The organism is Pseudomonas sp. FSL L8-0168, assembly GCF_037976155.1.
Classification (GTDB): Bacteria; Pseudomonadota; Gammaproteobacteria; order Pseudomonadales; family Pseudomonadaceae; genus Aquipseudomonas; species Aquipseudomonas paracarnis.
The window spans coordinates 2,321,584-2,337,324 of the sequence record NZ_CP150262.1 but is presented as its reverse complement, the minus strand read 5'-3'; the positions used below and the strand labels follow the sequence as shown (position 1 = coordinate 2,337,324).

At 60.1% G+C, this 15,741-nt stretch carries 14 protein-coding genes; 1 reads left to right on the top strand and 13 read right to left on the bottom strand.

Annotated elements, in window-relative coordinates; translation table 11 throughout:
* Positions 1–75: 75 nt before the first annotated feature.
* The 11 genes from MHH62_RS10260 to MHH62_RS10210 all read right to left on the bottom strand — a co-directional run bounded on the left by MHH62_RS10260 (position 76) and on the right by MHH62_RS10210 (position 12,540).
* Positions 76–414, bottom strand: coding sequence for a GlpM family protein (locus tag MHH62_RS10260; RefSeq protein ID WP_014717129.1), 339 nt, complete (start codon positions 412–414; stop codon positions 76–78).
* Positions 414–1,751, bottom strand: coding sequence for a sigma-54 dependent transcriptional regulator (locus MHH62_RS10255; protein ID WP_014717130.1), 1,338 nt, complete (start codon positions 1,749–1,751; stop codon positions 414–416). The genes MHH62_RS10260 and MHH62_RS10255 overlap by 1 nt, the downstream gene beginning before the upstream one ends.
* On the bottom strand, positions 1,748–3,649 hold the full coding sequence (locus MHH62_RS10250) for a sensor histidine kinase (RefSeq protein WP_014717131.1): 1,902 nt from the start codon (positions 3,647–3,649) through the stop codon (positions 1,748–1,750). Before MHH62_RS10250 ends, MHH62_RS10255 begins: the two co-directional genes overlap by 4 nt.
* Before the next feature lie 172 nt (positions 3,650–3,821).
* The gene (locus MHH62_RS10245) at positions 3,822–4,556 is read right to left on the bottom strand and encodes an amino acid ABC transporter ATP-binding protein (RefSeq protein ID WP_003188952.1); all 735 of its coding nucleotides are present in this window, start codon (positions 4,554–4,556) and stop codon (positions 3,822–3,824) included.
* Entirely contained in the window at positions 4,553–5,224 is a 672-nt protein-coding gene (locus tag MHH62_RS10240) for an ABC transporter permease subunit (protein ID WP_003188954.1), read from the bottom strand. Before MHH62_RS10240 ends, MHH62_RS10245 begins: the two co-directional genes overlap by 4 nt.
* The gene (locus MHH62_RS10235; RefSeq protein ID WP_014717132.1) at positions 5,224–5,970 is read right to left on the bottom strand and encodes an amino acid ABC transporter permease; all 747 of its coding nucleotides are present in this window, start codon (positions 5,968–5,970) and stop codon (positions 5,224–5,226) included. Before MHH62_RS10235 ends, MHH62_RS10240 begins: the two co-directional genes overlap by 1 nt.
* A 194-nt stretch (positions 5,971–6,164) precedes the next feature.
* Positions 6,165–7,091, bottom strand: a complete 927-nt coding sequence (locus MHH62_RS10230) for a glutamate/aspartate ABC transporter substrate-binding protein (protein ID WP_005785249.1) — start codon at positions 7,089–7,091, stop codon at positions 6,165–6,167.
* Positions 7,092–7,452: 361 nt separating this feature from the next.
* On the bottom strand, positions 7,453–8,991 hold the full coding sequence (glpD, locus tag MHH62_RS10225) for a glycerol-3-phosphate dehydrogenase (RefSeq protein ID WP_020301173.1): 1,539 nt from the start codon (positions 8,989–8,991) through the stop codon (positions 7,453–7,455).
* Between the two features lie 259 nt (positions 8,992–9,250).
* Positions 9,251–10,006 carry a DeoR/GlpR family transcriptional regulator gene (locus MHH62_RS10220; RefSeq protein WP_003188962.1) on the bottom strand — a complete coding sequence of 252 codons (756 nt, stop codon included), beginning with the start codon at positions 10,004–10,006 and terminating at the stop codon, positions 9,251–9,253.
* A gap of 94 nt (positions 10,007–10,100) precedes the next feature.
* Positions 10,101–11,606: a glycerol kinase GlpK gene (glpK, locus tag MHH62_RS10215; RefSeq protein WP_014717135.1), complete on the bottom strand. Its 1,506-nt coding sequence runs from the start codon at positions 11,604–11,606 to the stop codon at positions 10,101–10,103.
* A gap of 76 nt (positions 11,607–11,682) precedes the next feature.
* The gene (locus MHH62_RS10210; protein WP_014717136.1) at positions 11,683–12,540 is read right to left on the bottom strand and encodes an MIP/aquaporin family protein; all 858 of its coding nucleotides are present in this window, start codon (positions 12,538–12,540) and stop codon (positions 11,683–11,685) included.
* 325 nt (positions 12,541–12,865) lie between these two features.
* Between MHH62_RS10210 and ybaK the strand changes: the two genes are divergently transcribed.
* Positions 12,866–13,336 (top strand): Cys-tRNA(Pro) deacylase, encoded by a 471-nt coding sequence (gene ybaK, locus MHH62_RS10205; RefSeq protein WP_014717137.1) that lies wholly within the window; start codon positions 12,866–12,868, stop codon positions 13,334–13,336.
* 133 nt (positions 13,337–13,469) lie between these two features.
* On the opposite strand, the gene MHH62_RS10200 is transcribed toward ybaK, so the two are convergent.
* Together MHH62_RS10200 and argF are read right to left on the bottom strand one after the other, a co-directional pair.
* Positions 13,470–14,579, bottom strand: coding sequence for an ABC transporter ATP-binding protein (locus MHH62_RS10200; RefSeq protein WP_014717138.1), 1,110 nt, complete (start codon positions 14,577–14,579; stop codon positions 13,470–13,472).
* Positions 14,576–15,496, bottom strand: a complete 921-nt coding sequence (gene argF, locus MHH62_RS10195) for an ornithine carbamoyltransferase (protein ID WP_014717139.1) — start codon at positions 15,494–15,496, stop codon at positions 14,576–14,578. The genes MHH62_RS10200 and argF overlap by 4 nt, the downstream gene beginning before the upstream one ends.
* Positions 15,497–15,741: the final 245 nt, after the last annotated feature.

Genomic DNA, 15,741 nt, shown 5'->3' with positions numbered 1-15,741 from the left:
CGTCACGCGCGTGGACGCGGAGCGTCGTTGGCTGCATTCCCACGCGGGAGCGTGGGAACGATCTGCCGCGTCGTGTCAGGTGTGCAGGCGTACCCACACGCTGACCAACACCGTCGCGGCCATCAACCAGGCCACGGCGGCGACTGCCAGCGATGCCTCCAACCGCAGCCGATCGACCATTACATACAGCGTCGCCAAATACACAAAGTACGGAATGATCGACCACATCCCGAACAAGATGGTGGTCTTCAAATCCGCAACTGTTCGGCCTTTGCCGACGATGTAATGGGCGATCAGCGCAAAAGTGGGAAACAGCGGCACCAGGCCTGCGATGTAATAGTTTCTGGTCTTGGCCAGCGCCGCCAGGATCAGCACCACTGCGGCGCCAAGTGCAGCCTTCAAGAACAGATCCATCAGTGACTCAACCCGTATTTCTTGACCTTGTCGAACAGGGTGGTCTTGGCCATCCCCAGTTCCTGGCTGGCCTGGGTCAGGTTCCCGCCGCTGCGTTGCAGGGCATCGTTGAGCAGGTTGCGCTCAAAGGCTTCCACCGCCTCGGTAAAGGCAACCCCTTGGTTGCCGCTGCCGGCGCCGCTTTTCTTGAAGGCGGGCAAGCCCAGGGCGAAGCGTTCGGCGACGTTGCGCAACTCACGCACGTTGCCCGGCCAGTCGTGGCTCATCAGGCTGGACAGGGTCTGGTTGTCCAGCTCCGGCACGGCGCGGTCGAAGCGTAGCGACGATTGCTGCAGGAAGTGTTCGAACAGTTGCAGGATGTCTTCGCGCCGCTCGCGCAAAGGCGGCAGTTCCAGGGTGACGACATTGAGGCGGTAGTACAGGTCGCTGCGGAACTGGCTGGCGCGGCTCAACTCGTCGAGGTCGGACTTGGTGGCAGCGATTACCCGACAATCCACTGCCACGCTCTGGTTCGAACCCAGGCGTTCCAACGTACGTTCTTGCAGCACCCGCAGCAATTTGATCTGCAGGTTGATCGGCATGCTCTCTACTTCATCGAGGAACAGCGTGCCTTGATGGGCATGCTCGATCTTGCCGATGCGACGTTTACCGGCGCCGGTGAAGGCGTTGGCCTCGTGGCCGAAAATCTCGCTTTCGAAGAGGTTCTCCGGCAGGCCACCGCAGTTGAGCGCAACGAACTGGTGGGTATGGCGTCGACTGAAATCATGCAGGCAGCGCGCGACCAGTTCCTTGCCGGTGCCGGTTTCGCCTTCGATCAACACGTTGGCCGAGGTGTCGGCGACGTTGGCGATCAGTTCACGCAGGTTTTGCATCGCCGGCGAGCGGCCGATGATGCGGCCTTCCAGCGAGTCGCGCTCGGCCAGTTGCCGGCGTAACGACCAGACTTCCCGCGCCAGGCCGCGCTGTTCCAGGGCGCGGCGTGCCACGTCCACCAGGCGTTCGGGCGAGAAGGGTTTCTCCATGAAGTCGTAGGCGCCGTTACGCATGGCGCCCACCGCCATGGAGATATCGCCATGCCCAGTGATCAACACCACCGGCAGGCTTTTATCCATGGCCTTGAGGCGGGTCAGCAGTTCCAGGCCATCGATGCCCGGCAGGCGGATATCGCTGATGACGATGCCAGCGAAGTTCTCGCCGATGCGCTTGAGCGCTTCTTCGGCGCTGCCCACGCCGACGCTGGTGATGTCTTCGAGCGCCAGTGCTTGCTGGCAACCGAGCAGTACGTGGGGGTCGTCTTCGACGATCAGGACGGTAAGGTCTTGGGCTTGTGTATTCATGTCGACTCAGCTCGTTGAGCGCCCACCAATGGCAGGTTAAGGACAAAGGCGGTACCACCATTGGCCGGATGTTCCACGGCAAGGCTACCGCCGGTAGCGGCCGCGAGGCTTGCGGAAAGGGTCAGGCCCAGGCCCAGGCCTTGTTCGCCGGGCTTGGTGGTAAAAAAGGGTTCGAACAAATGCTTGCGCGCCTCGGGGTCGATGCCGTGGCCATTATCACGCACCAACAGGCGGTATTTGCCATCGCCGCTCTGGCCTTCCAGCCACAGTTGCGGCACCGCTTGGGCTTGCATGGCATCGAGCGCGTTACCGATCAGGTTGACCAGGATCTGCTCCAGGCGGGTCTGGTCGATCTGCAATTGGGCGTTGGCAAAGTCACGGTGCACGGTCAACGGCAGGCTGTCCAGGCGCGCGCCGAGCACCTGGAACGCGGCGTCCACGGCCTTGCCGAGGCTGGCTTCGCCCTGGTCGTCGCCGCGCCGAGCAAAGGAGCGCAGGCTGGCGGTGATGCGGCCCATGCGGTCGATCAGTTCGTTGATGGTCTTGAGGTTGGTGCTGGCGGTGTCCAGGGCGCCGCGCTCAAGGAAGCGTACGGTGTTGCCCGACAGCGTGCGCAAGGCCGCCAGCGGCTGGTTCAGTTCGTGGGCGATGCTGGTGGACATCTGGCCGATGGCCGCGAGTTTGCCGGCCTGTACCAGTTCGTCTTGGGCGCGGCGCAAGGTTTCTTCGGCCTGGCGTCGTTCGCGAATCTGGCCCTTGAGCCGTTCGTTGCTGGCGCGCAGGTCGGCGGTGCGTTCGGCAATCCGACGCTCAAGCTGGCTGTTGGCTTCCTGCAAGGCTTCCCGTGCGGCGAGGCGGGTGGCGATGACCTTGCGTCGCTCGTTCCAGGCAATCAGCAGGAAGGCGACCAGGCCGAAGGCGACGGCCACCAGGATGCCCTGGTTGATCGCGGCGCGGCGCAGGTCGTTGAGCGGGGTGAGCAGGGTGAAGTTCCACGGCGTGTCGTTCAGCGGGCGGGTCTGCGCCAGGTAGCTGACCGCGTGCTGGTCGTTGACCACTTCGGTGTTGGCCGGGAAGGTCAGTTTCTCGGTGCCTTCGTTCAGGCGCTCACGGGCCAGGGGTTGCAGTTCATTGAGCGTCGCCCAGTAATATTGCAGGCTGTGGGCCAGGCGGTCCTTGGTGTCATCGCTCAGCGGGCGTACGGCCTTGAGGCGACGCGCCGGGTCGCTGGAAAGAATAATGATGCCGTTCTCATCGCTCACGAAAGCTTCGAGGCGCGCACGTTGCCAGCGCTCTTCTAGCGCTTCGAGGCGTACCTTGACCACAGCGACGCCGATGATCTTGCCGTGCTCTTCCAGGCCATGGGCCAGGTAATAGCCGGGTTCGCCGTTGGTGCTGCCGATGCCGTAGAAACGACCGGGCTGGCCGCGTACGGCGTTCTGGAAATAGGCGCGAAAGGACAGGTCCTCACCTTGGTAACTGTCGGCATCGCGCCAGTTACTGGTGGCCAGCACGCGGCCGGTGGTGTCCATCACGTAGATGGCGCGGCTGCGACTGCGGCGGTTCAGGCCTTCGAGGTAGTCGTTGACCGTCTTGCGGGTTTCCTGGTTCGGGTCGGCGAGCAGTTGGGAAACACTGGACTCCAGTTCCAGCAGGCTGGGCAGGTAGGTGTACTTGCTCAGTTCGCTTTCGACGGTGCGGGCGTGCAGCTCCAACTGGCGTTCGCCGTTGTCGCTGAGGGTGCGGATGCCGTAGTAGTCACTGACCCAGAAGCCGATATAACCCAGGCCGACCATCAGGGCGATGATCAACGGCGGCAGGAACAGTTGGCGTATCAGACGAGGCTTCACGGCAAGTGATGGCGGCGCGGCGCGATATTGATTGGGGTCGCATTTCATCACAGATGCCTTGGGTCAGCTACTTCTCGCCAGTGTAAGAGCGGGCTTGTGTGGGAGTCGGGCTTGCCCGCGATGCAGGCGCCTCGGTGTAACAGTTGCACCGAGGCGATGCCATCGCAGGCAAGCCAGCTCCCACACAAGCCCGGCTCCTACAGGACGAACGGTGTTGCTTTTAGTGCTGCAGGATTTTCTCGAGGAAGTGCTGCGCACGCTCGGAGCGTGCGCTGATGTCGCCGAAGAACTCTTCCTTCGGGCAGTCTTCGATGATCTTGCCGGCGTCCATGAAGATCACGCGGTCGGCCACTTTGCGCGCAAAGCCCATTTCGTGGGTCACACACATCATGGTCATGCCTTCGTGGGCCAGTTGCACCATCACGTCGAGCACTTCGTTGACCATTTCCGGGTCCAGCGCCGAGGTCGGTTCGTCGAACAGCATGACGATCGGGTCCATGGCCAGGGCGCGGGCAATCGCCACACGTTGTTGCTGGCCGCCGGAGAGCTGGCCAGGGTGCTTGTGGGCGTGAGCCGACAAGCCCACGCGGTCGAGCAGTTGCAGGCCCTTCTTGGTGGCTTCTTCCTTGCTGCGGCCCAATACCTTGATCTGCGCGATGGTCAGGTTTTCGGTGATGGTCAGGTGCGGGAACAGCTCGAAGTGCTGAAACACCATGCCCACGCGCGAACGCAGTTTTGGCAGGTTGGTCTTCGGGTCGGCGATGGAGGTGCCGTCGACGACAATGTCGCCTTTCTGGAACGGTTCCAGCGCGTTCACGCATTTGATCAGGGTGGATTTGCCCGAGCCGGACGGCCCGCACACCACGATCACTTCGCCTTTTTTAACCTCAGTGCTGCAATCGGTCAGCACCTGGAAGTCGCCATACCACTTGTTGATGTTCTTGATAGAGATCATACGGCAAACCTTTTTTGCAGACGCTTGACCAGCAGCGAGGCGGAAAAGCTGATGATGAAGTAGACGACACCGGCAAAGATCAAGAACTCGTTGGAGCGGCCGATGATGTCGCCGTTGGAGCGGGCGGAGTTGAGGAAGTCCACCAGGCCCACGGTGTAGACCAGGGAGGTGTCCTGGAACAGGATGATCGACTGTTGCAGCAGCAACGGCGTCATCTTGCGGAACGCCTGGGGCAGGATGATCAGGCGCATGGTCTGGCCGTAGGTCATGCCCATGGCTTGTGCCGCCGCCATCTGGCCCTTGGGAATCGACTGCACGCCGGCTCGTACGATTTCGCAGAAGTACGCAGCCTCGAACATCATGAACGCCACGACGCAGGAGGTGAACGCGCCGATCGGGGTGTCTTCGCCGGTGATCCAGCGCAGCACGAACGGCACCGCCAGGTAAAACCAGGTGATCACCAGCAGCAGCGGGATCGAGCGGAAGTAGTTCACATAGGCGCCGGCCACGCGGGACAGCAGTTTATTGGACGACAAGCGCATCAGGGCCAGAATGGTCCCGATGATGATGCCGCCGACCACACCCATGACCATCAGCTTCAAGGTCATGACCATGCCGTTCCACAGGCCCGGGATGGCGGGGATGATGCCGCTGAAATCGAAGTCCATTATTTGCCCCCCACGGAGATCAGGCCGGGCACTGCGACTTTCTTCTCGACCACGCGCATCAGCAGCATCAGGCTCATGTTCAGGGTGAAGTAGATCAGCGTGGCCAGGGTGAAGGCTTCAAACAGGTTGGCCGAGAACTCGGCGGTCTGTTTGGTTTGCGCCAGCAGTTCCATCAAGCCGATCAAGGACGCCACGGAGGAGTTCTTGAACACGTTGAGGAATTCCGAGGTAAGCGGCGGAATGATGATGCGGTAAGCCTGGGGCAGCAGCACGTTCCAGTAGATCTGCGGCAGCTTGAAGCCCATGGCGCGCGCCGCGGATTCCTGGCCCCGTGGCAGCGCCTGGATACCGGTACGCACTTGCTCGCACACACGGGCGGCAGTGAACAGGCCCAGGCACACTACGACACTCAGGTAGGCCGAAGTGGTCGGGTTCAGGTCTTGTTTGTACCAGTCCTGCAGGTTCTGCGGCAGCATGTCCGGTACCAGGAAGTACCAGATGAACAGCTGAACCAGCAGCGGCACGTTACGAAACAGTTCCACGTAGCAGGTCGCGATGCCCGATACGAGGCGGTTTGGCACCGTGCGCATGACCCCCAGAATGGAGCCCAGCAGCAAGGCGATAATCCATGCCACGACAGCGATGGCGATGGTCCAGCCCAGCCCGGAGAGGTACCAGTCGAGATAAGTCTCGCTGCCCACGCCGGTGGACTTGAAGAACACGCCCCAGTCCCAGTTGTAATTCATTAGGGTCTCCCCTCGAGATCGATCGATGTACAAGCACCCGCTTGGGGAAGATCCGTTCCCGCCTGACGTTGAACGCCAGGCACACACGATCGGCTCGAAAACCGCCAGGTCGAGTGTTCCAAGTTAAAACCAGCAGGTAATTACAGACGCCTGAGGGAGGGTTGGCTCCCTCAGGACATAAGCTTAGTCAGGTATCAGATTTTTACTTCTGGCGCTGGTTTGTCGCTAGGGTTAGCGATCAGCTCCTTGACCTTGTCGCTCATCGGGAAGTTCAGGTTCAGGCCTTTCGGTGGGATCGGGCTTTCGAACCATTTGGCGTAGATCTTGTTGATCTCGCCGGACTTGTACAGGGCGACAATGGCGTCATCCACGGCTTTCTTGAAGTCCGGGTCGCCTTTGCGAACCATGCATGCATAGGCTTCGAATGACTGCGGAGTGCCGGTGATAACCCAGTCATCGGGCTTCTTGGCCTTGGCTTCTTCACCGGCCAGCAGGGCGTCGTCCATCATGAATGCAACGGCACGGCCGCTTTCGAGCATCTGGAAGGATTCGCCGTGGTCTTTGGCGGAGATAACGTTCATGCCCATTTGCTTGTCGGCGTTCATCGCCTTGATGATGCGCTCGGACGTGGTGCCGGCGGTGGTCACGACGTTTTTGCCTTTCAGGTCGGCAAAGTCAGCGTAGGACGGCTTGCCTTCCTTGTCTTTCTTGACCAGCAGGCGGGTGCCGATTTCGAAGATGTTGACGGTGAAGTCAACTTGCTGGGCGCGTTCGGCGTTATTGGTGGTGGAGCCGCACTCCAGATCCGCGGTGCCGTTCTGGATCAACGGGATACGGGTTTGCGAGGTCACCAGGTTGTACTTGGCTTTGAGGTCGGGTTTGTTCAGGTCTTTTTTCAGTTGCTCGACAACGGCCAACTGGATGTCGTGGGAGTAGCCCACGGGTTTGCCCGAACCATCCGCGATGTAGGAAAACGGAATGGAGCTGTCGCGGTGAGCGAGAGTGATGGTGCCGGAGTCGTTGATTTTCTTCAGTGTGCCGGTGAGTTCGGCGGCAAAAACTGGAGTGCTGATCAGAGCAGCAGCGATAGCTGCGCCCAGGATATGGGGAACGATGCGCATCAATACTTCCTCGACATTTGTTTTTTTTATGAAGCCAGCTGAACGGCTCTCTTGTACAGCAACTGCCCGTGACGGCTCCTAAGGCGCCTCAGGCAATCGTTGAAGAGTGTAGAGCATGAGTCGTGCCATACCGAAAATAAAAGGATAACTACATGATTTATATGGAAATTAACTTTTTGTTTCGATGATATTTTCGGTCTTTGATCCGGCAAACCGAATAGAGCAGAGGGGCACGTTCGGAAAACCGAATAGTCTGTAGAGCGAGCTTGCTCGCGAAAAACGCAAAAACGCCGCGTTTATGCTGAATAAACGCGGCGCTCTCTAGTTTTCTGCGAGCAAGCTCGCTCCTACAGTCAGGCGGTCAGGCCGCTTCGATCTTGCTGCGGTTCTGCTCGACCTTGGACAAATAGCGTTGCAGGTTTTCCTGCTCCTGCTCGGTGGTGAACAGGCCAAGCTTGGTACGGCGCCATAGCACGTCCTGCGGTTGCGTCACCCACTCTTCGGCGCACAGATAGTCGACTTCGCGGCTATACAGGCCGCCACCCAGGTGGTCACCCAGATCGGCGAGCGTTTGCACGCCCTCCAGCAAGCGCCAGGTGCGGCTGCCGTAAGTGGTGGACCAGCGGCGGGCGATCTCGCTCGGTACCCAGTCGAACTTGGCGCGGATGGCGTCAGCCAGGGCTTCAGGGGTGGTCATGTCTTCACCGCCGGGCAGGCTGGCCGTGGCGGTCCAGCTAGGGCGCATCTGGGTGAAGTACGGCGCCAGTTGGGCCATGGCCGACTCGGCCAGTTTGCGATAGGTGGTCAGCTTGCCGCCGAATACCGACAGGATCGGCGCTTCGCCGGTGCCGCCGGACAAGGCCAGGGTGTAATCGCGCGTGATGGCCGATGGGTTGTCGGACTCGTCGTTGCACAGCGGGCGCACGCCGGAGTAAGTGTGGACGATATCGTCACGGCTCAGTTGTTTCTTGAAGTGCGCGTTGACCACTTTGAGCATGTAGTCGGTTTCGCCTTCGGTGATCGCCACTGCAGCCGGGTCGCCGGTGTATTCGCGGTCGGTGGTGCCGATGATCGTCAAGTGGTTCAGGTACGGAATGGTGAAGACGATGCGCTGGTCTTCGTTCTGCAGGATGTGCGCGTGGGCGCCTTCGTACAGGCGCGGCACGATCAGGTGGCTGCCTTGAATCAGGCGGATGCCGTAGGGCGAATCCAGCTTCAGGTCGTCCTTGATGAATTTGGCTACCCAAGGGCCGGCAGCATTCACCAGGGCGCGGGCGCGGATCGAGAACAGGCTGCCGTCGGCACGCTCCATGTTCATTTCCCACAGGCCGTTACTGCGATGGGCGCTGACGCAACGGGTCTGCGTATGGATGTGCGCGCCTTTCTCGCGGGCCGCCATGGCGTTGAGCACGACCAGGCGAGCGTCATCGACCCAGCAGTCGGAGTATTCGAAGCCTCGGGTAATTTCACTTTTCAGCGGGCTGTCGGCACCGAACTTGAGGCTTTTGGAGCCTGCCAGTTTTTCGCGCTTGCCCAAGTGGTCATACAGGAACAAGCCAGCGCGAATCATCCACGCCGGGCGCAGGTGCGGGCGGTGCGGCAGCACGAAGCGCATTTGCTTGACGATGTGTGGGGCTTTGCCTAGCAGCACCTCACGTTCGGCCAGGGCTTCGCGCACCAGGCGGAATTCGTAGTGTTCCAGGTAACGCAGGCCGCCGTGGATCAGCTTACTGCTGGCCGAGGAGGTGTGGCTGGCCAAGTCATCCTTTTCGCAAAGGAATACCGACAAACCGCGACCGGCTGCGTCTGCCGCAATCCCGACGCCATTGATCCCGCCACCAATTACGGCAACGTCATAGACTTCGGCAAGCGGTGGAGCAGGCAAGGTGGAAGGGTTCATCGGCTGGCCTCGCGATCTTTTCGTCTTGGAATTCGAACATTAATGTTCATTTGCGAAAATGGTAGCTGATAATTGCGGGCACAGCCACCCGACTTCGATTGAAAAAACTCATCGAAGGGCGGAGAAAGGAAGAATTATGAACAAAGGTGAATGTATGGGTGTGAGTGAGGCCGTCATCGCGGGCAAGCCCGGCTCCCACATTTAATCGCATTTCAAACTGTGGGAGTCGGGCTTGCCCGCGATGACGCCTGAACAGGCGCTAAACGACTTCCAGCCGCACCTTGTGCTCATTCAGCACTTGCACCAAGGCCGGCACCGGCTGCTGGTCAGTCACCAGGCAGTCCACCAGGCTGATCGGCCCCAGGCGAATCATGGCATTGCGCCCGAATTTGCTGGAGTCTGCCGCCAGAATCACTTGCCGCGCATTGGCGATGATGGCCTGGGAAACCCGCACTTCTTGGTAATCGAAGTCCAGCAGGCTGCCGTCCTCGTCGATCCCGCTGATGCCCACCAGGGCAAAGTCGACCTTGAACTGGTTGATGAAGTCGACACTGGCTTGGCCCACCACGCCACCGTCACGGCGCACATTGCCGCCGGTGAGCAACACATCAAAGTCGTCCTTGGCGCTGAGCATGGTGGCAACGTTGAGGTTGTTGGTGATGATTTTCAGGTGGCTGTGATTGAGCAGCGCACGGGCGATGGATTCGGTGGTGGTGCCGATGTTGATGAACAGCGAGGCATGATCGGGAATCTGCGCGGCGATGGCTTCACCGATGCGTTGCTTCTCGTCGCGCATCTGGTCGGCACGCATGGCGTACGCGGTGTTCTCGACACTGGAGTCATAGGCTGCGCCGCCGTGGTAGCGGCGCAACAGGTTGGCGTCCGCCAGCTGGTTGATATCGCGGCGGATGGTTTGCGGGGTGACAACGAATAGCTGCGCCATTTCCTCGATACTGACGTAGCCGCGTTCGCGGACCAGTTCGAGGATTTGTTGTTGGCGGGGAGGCAGATTCATGGGGCGTCCTTTGGGCTGCCATACAAAAGTGGCCCATGATGACGCAGGAATCCGCTCCCTGCCAGTTACAACCTACCGTAAGCCAGCGCTTGGCTTATTCGGCGCCTTCGTGCGGCTCCCAGTCACGGGTGCGGCTCACGGCTTTTTGCCAGCCGGCATAGAGTTTTTCTTTGGCCGCTTCATCCAGCTGTGGTTCGAACTCGCGCTCGATCACTGCTTTGCCGCGCAACTCGTCCAGGCTGCCCCAGAAGCCACACGCCAGGCCGGCCAGGTAGGCTGCGCCCAAGGCAGTGGTCTCACGCATTTGCGGGCGTTCTACCTGGGTGCCGAGGATGTCGGCCTGGAATTGCATCAGGAAATTGTTGGCAACCGCGCCGCCGTCCACGCGCAAGGCCTTGAGGCGTTCGCCCGAGTCCTGTTGCATGGCGTCGAGGACGTCGCGGGTCTGGTAGGCAATCGACTCCAGGGCTGCGCGAATAATGTGGTCTACGCGTACGCCACGGGTCAGGCCGAACAGTGCGCCACGGGCATACGGGTCCCAGTAGGGCGCGCCGAGGCCGGTGAAGGCGGGTACCAGGTACACGCCGTTGCTGTCTTTGACCTTGCCGGCAAAGTATTCGGTGTCGTGGGCATCGTTGATGATCTTCAGTTCGTCACGCAGCCATTGCACGGTGGAGCCGCCGTTGAAGACCGCGCCTTCCAGGGCATAGGCAACCTCACCGCGCGGGCCGCAGGCAATGGTGGTGAGCATGCCGTGCTTGGATTTCACCGCCTTGTCGCCGGTGTTCATCAGCAGGAAGCAGCCGGTGCCGTAGGTGTTCTTGGCCTGGCCCGCCTCCACGCACATCTGGCCAAACAGGGCCGCTTGCTGGTCGCCGGCAATGCCACCGATAGCGATGCCGCTCTTGGTACGGCCATAGATTTGCGACGATGACTTCACTTCAGGGAGCATTTCCCGTGGGATGTCGAGAATCTCCAGCATCTTCGCATCCCACTCCAGGGTGTGGATGTTGAAGAGCATGGTGCGCGACGCGTTGGTGTAGTCGGTGACGTGGGTCTTGCCGCCGGTAAATTTCCAGATCAGCCAGCTGTCGACAGTGCCGAACAGCAGTTCGCCATTGCGCGCACGTTCGCGGCTGCCTTCGACGTTGTCGAGGATCCATTTGAGCTTGGTGCCGGAGAAGTACGGGTCGGTCACAAGGCCCGTGGTGTCGCTGATGTATTGCTCATGGCCGTCGCGCTTGAGCTGCTGGCAGATCTCGGTACTGCGGCGGCACTGCCAGACAATAGCGTTGTAGATCGGGCGGCCGGTGATCTTGTCCCAGACCACCGTGGTTTCACGCTGGTTGGTGATACCGATGGCGGCCACCTGGTCATGGTGCAGGCCGGCCTGGGCCAGCGCCTCAACCATCACCGCGCTCTGGGTGGCGAAGATTTCCATCGGGTCATGTTCAACCCAGCCCGCCTGCGGGTAGTGCTGGACGAATTCACGCTGGGCGGTACACACCACGTTGGCGTCACGATCGAAGATGATCGCCCGGGAACTGGTGGTGCCCTGATCAAGGGCAATGATGTAGTTCTTATTCTGAAGGTCGGTCATGTCAATTGCCTTGGACGAAATAAGGAAGTCAGAAATCAGCCTGGGCCGCGAAGGGCAGGGGACCAGGCTGGCGCTTTCAGGAAATACGAGTCTTGCCGTTGACAGCCGTGTCAGGTGTTTCTTCAGCGATAGCCGGTGCTGCGCTCGGCAGATGGCGGGCAATCAGCCCGCGATAGGCCGCAGCACCCAGGCATGCGCCGACAATCGGGGCGAAAATCGGCACCAGGAAGTAAGGAATATCTCGACCGCCAGTAAAGGCCATTTCACCCCAACCGGCGAAAAAGGTCATCAGCTTGGGGCCGAAATCCCGTGCCGGGTTCATCGCAAAGCCGGTCAGGGGGCCCATGGCGCTACCAATCACCGCGATCAGCAAACCGATCAGCAGGGGCGCCAGGGGGCCGCGTGGCAGGCCGTTGTTATCGTCGGTGAGGGCCATGATCACGCCCATCAGGATGGCGGTGATGACCATTTCCACCAGGAATGCCTGGGCCGTGCTCAGCAGCGCATGAGGATAGGTGGAGAACACCGAGGCCAATTCCAGGCTGGCTTGGGAGCCGCGGACCATGTGGTGGGTTTGTTCGTAATCGAAAAACAGATTGCTGTAGAGCGTGTACACCAGGGCGGCGGAGCAAAAGGCGCCGGCGACCTGGGCAAGAATATAGAAGGGCAGTTTGCGCTTTTCAAAATCGGCAAAGATGCACAGGGCGATACTGACCGCTGGGTTGAGGTGAGCCCCGGAAATACCGGCACTCAGGTAGATCGCCATGCTCACGCCGACCCCCCAGATGATACTGATTTCCCACAAGCCAAAGCTCGCACCCGCGACCTTGAGCGCGGCGACGCATCCTGTACCGAAGAAGATCAGCAGCGCGGTGCCCAGGAATTCGGCCATGCATTGGCTCGAAAGTGAAGGCTGTTGAAGAGCAGTTGTCATGGAAAACCTCAATTGTTGTTCTTGTCTTGCGCACGGCCTCAACGGGCAGTTGCGCGATATTCACCACGAGAAGGATCCCCATCCTGGATCGCGGCTTACTGCGGAGTACCAGAGGATTATTCCTACGGTATTCGGAAACGAAAAAATATAGACAAGAATGACCGCTGTCAAAGGTCGAAAGTGAACCATTGGTCATTTCCGAACTATTGGTGTGATGAATGATCATGGCCAAGGCGCGTTGCTTAAGCGGTAATAGGTCTGTGCTAGAGCGTTTTAGGTAGGCTTGGCCTAGAATTGGCCATCAGTTTGCCCGCCCGGAGCCGCTATGACCCCTGCATTGGACCTGTTGAAAAAAGTTCGCGCCGAACATCGTGTGCATAGTTATGAACATGATCCCAAGGCAGCCTCGTATGGGCTGGAGGCCGCGGAGAAATTGAGCCTGGACCCGGCCCAGGTGTTCAAGACGCTGCTGGCGAGCAGTGAGAAGGGTGAATTGTTGGTGGCGGTTGTGCCGGTCGTCGGAAGTCTGGACTTGAAAGCCCTGGCTCACGCTGCGGGTGTGAAGAAAGTCGAAATGGCTGACCCGGCAGCGGCGCAGCGCTCCACGGGTTATCTGTTGGGCGGCATCAGTCCGTTGGGGCAGAAAAAGCGCCTGCGCACGTTTATCGATGAAACGGCGCAACCCTTTGCAACGATTTTTGTCAGCGCGGGCAGAAGAGGCCTGGAAGTTGAATTGCCAGCGGCGGTGCTGGCAGAACACACCCAGGCCAAATTCGCACCGATCGGTCGGGCCTGATAATCATCTTTGAAGTCTATGAGGATCAAATGTGGAAGCTGGCTTGCCTGCGATAGCATCAACGCGGTGTAACAGATAACCCGAGTTGTCTGTATCGCAGGCAAGCCAGCTCCCACAGTTTGATCCGGTTTTATCAGTGAGCGACGCTGTGGCGGCGCACGCCTGACTCAACGGCAGGAATCTGCGCCGCTGTGCTGCCGGATGCCTGGAACACCACCAAATGTTCAGCCGCCACACGGATCCCCACCTCTGCGCCCACTTGGTGATCGGCATGGCTGGGGAAAATCGACTCTAATTGCGCGCCGGTCGGCAGCTGTAACCGGTACAGCGTTGAGGCGCCGAGGAAGGTCTTGCCGACGATCCGGGCTTTCAACGCGCTGTCCGGCGCATACACGATGTCGTCCGGGCGCAGCAGCACATCCACTGCTGCACCGGTCGGCAAGGTATAGGCTCGGTTTCCGCGCAAGTCGCCCAGTTCAGTGCTGACCGATTCCGGTGAGTTCAGCCGCCCACGGATGAAATACCCCTGGCCGATGAAACTGGCAACGTAAGGCGTCTGCGGTTCGTGATAGAGGTTGTAGGGTGTGTCCCACTGCTCTAGTCGGCCTTCTTTGAAGACCCCGACGTGATCGCTGACGGCGAAGGCCTCTTCCTGATCATGGGTCACCAGGATCGCGCTAGTGCCGCGTGCCTTGAGGATGTCGCGCACTTCATGGCTGAGCTTGCGGCGCAGTTCGCCATCGAGGTTGGAAAAGGGTTCATCCAGCAACAGCAGCTGCGGCTCCGGCGCCAGGGCGCGGGCGAGGGCGACGCGTTGTTGCTGGCCACCGGAAAGCTCATGGGGGAAGCGCTTGCCCAGGTTCTTCAAGTTGACCAGTTCCAGCAACTCGGCGACCACGCGCTCTTTTTGCGGGTGTTTGCGAATGCCAAAGGCGATGTTGTCAGCCACGCTCAGGTGCGGGAACAATGCGTAGTCCTGGAACACCATGCCGATGCGACGCTTCTCCGGCGCGAGGGTGAAACCGGCGCGGGAGATGACGTCGCCCGCCAGGCTGATTTCGCCTTCATGCACCGGCTCAAAGCCTGCGATCGCGCGCAGGGTAGTGGTCTTGCCGCAGCCCGAAGAGCCGAGCAGGCAACCGATATCACCGGCGTTGAGGTGCAGGTTGAGGTTCTGCACCACCCGCTGGTCTTGATAGCCGCATGCCAGATTGCGCAGGTTCAGCAGTAATGGCTGGCTCATGCGTGGTGGTACGACGGCGGGACGAGGAATTCGAGCAAGGCTTTTTGCGCATGCAGGCGGTTCTCGGCCTGATCCCACGCGACTGAGCGCGGATCGTCGAGCAGGTCCTGGCTGATTTCTTCGCCCCGGTGGGCGGGTAGGCAGTGCATGAATAGCACGTCCGGCGCGGCCAGGTCGAGCAACGCGCGAGTCACCTGGAACGGCGCGAACCGGGCCAGGCGCTTGGCGGTTTCGTCTTCCTGGCCCATGGAGGTCCAGACGTCTGTGCTCACCAGGTGCGCGCCGACCACTGCGTCTTTTGGATCACGCAGCAGTTGCACACGGCCATCGGCCTTGGCCATGAACTCGGCGCTGGGCTCGTAGCCTTCAGGGCAGGCGATACGCAGGTGGAAGTCGAACTGGATCGCCGCTTCTATATAGCTGTTGCACATATTGTTGCCGTCGCCGATCCAGGCCACGGTCTTGCCTTGGATCGAGCCACGGTGTTCGAGGAAGGTTTGCATGTCGGCCAGCAACTGGCAGGGATGCAGGTCATCGGACAGGCCGTTGATCACGGGCACACGGGAGTTGGCGGCAAATTCGGTCAAGGTGCTGTGGGCGAAGGTACGGATCATCACGGCATCGAGCATGCGCGACATCACGATGGCGCAATCGCTGATCGGCTCACCACGGCCCAACTGGGTGTCGCGCGGTGACAGGAAGATGGCCTGGCCACCCAGCTGGATCATGCCGGCTTCGAACGACAGGCGTGTGCGCGTCGAGGACTTTTCGAAAATCATCCCGAGCACCCGGTTTTTCAACGGCTCAAACAGTACACCGCGGTTACGCAGGTCTTTAAGCTCAATGCCGCGACGGATCACGCTGACCAGCTCTTCGGGCGTGCAATCCATCAGGGAGAGAAAGTGCCTTGCGCTCATCATTAACTACCTTTTGCAACAGACCGCAGATACTCAAAGCCTTGTTTATTGCGACAACGGGCGAGACCTGCGGCGAAAGCCGCACGGGGCGACGAAATAGGGGAAGACGCGATATTGACATTAAATGTCGCGTTTTACCAATAGGGCTACGGCTTTAGGGATGTTCAAGCAGGGCGCTGGCGCGCGTTTGAAGACGATTTCCTGACAGCAGCGAGCCATTTGTACACTGGCGTCCAGGCCTTTTG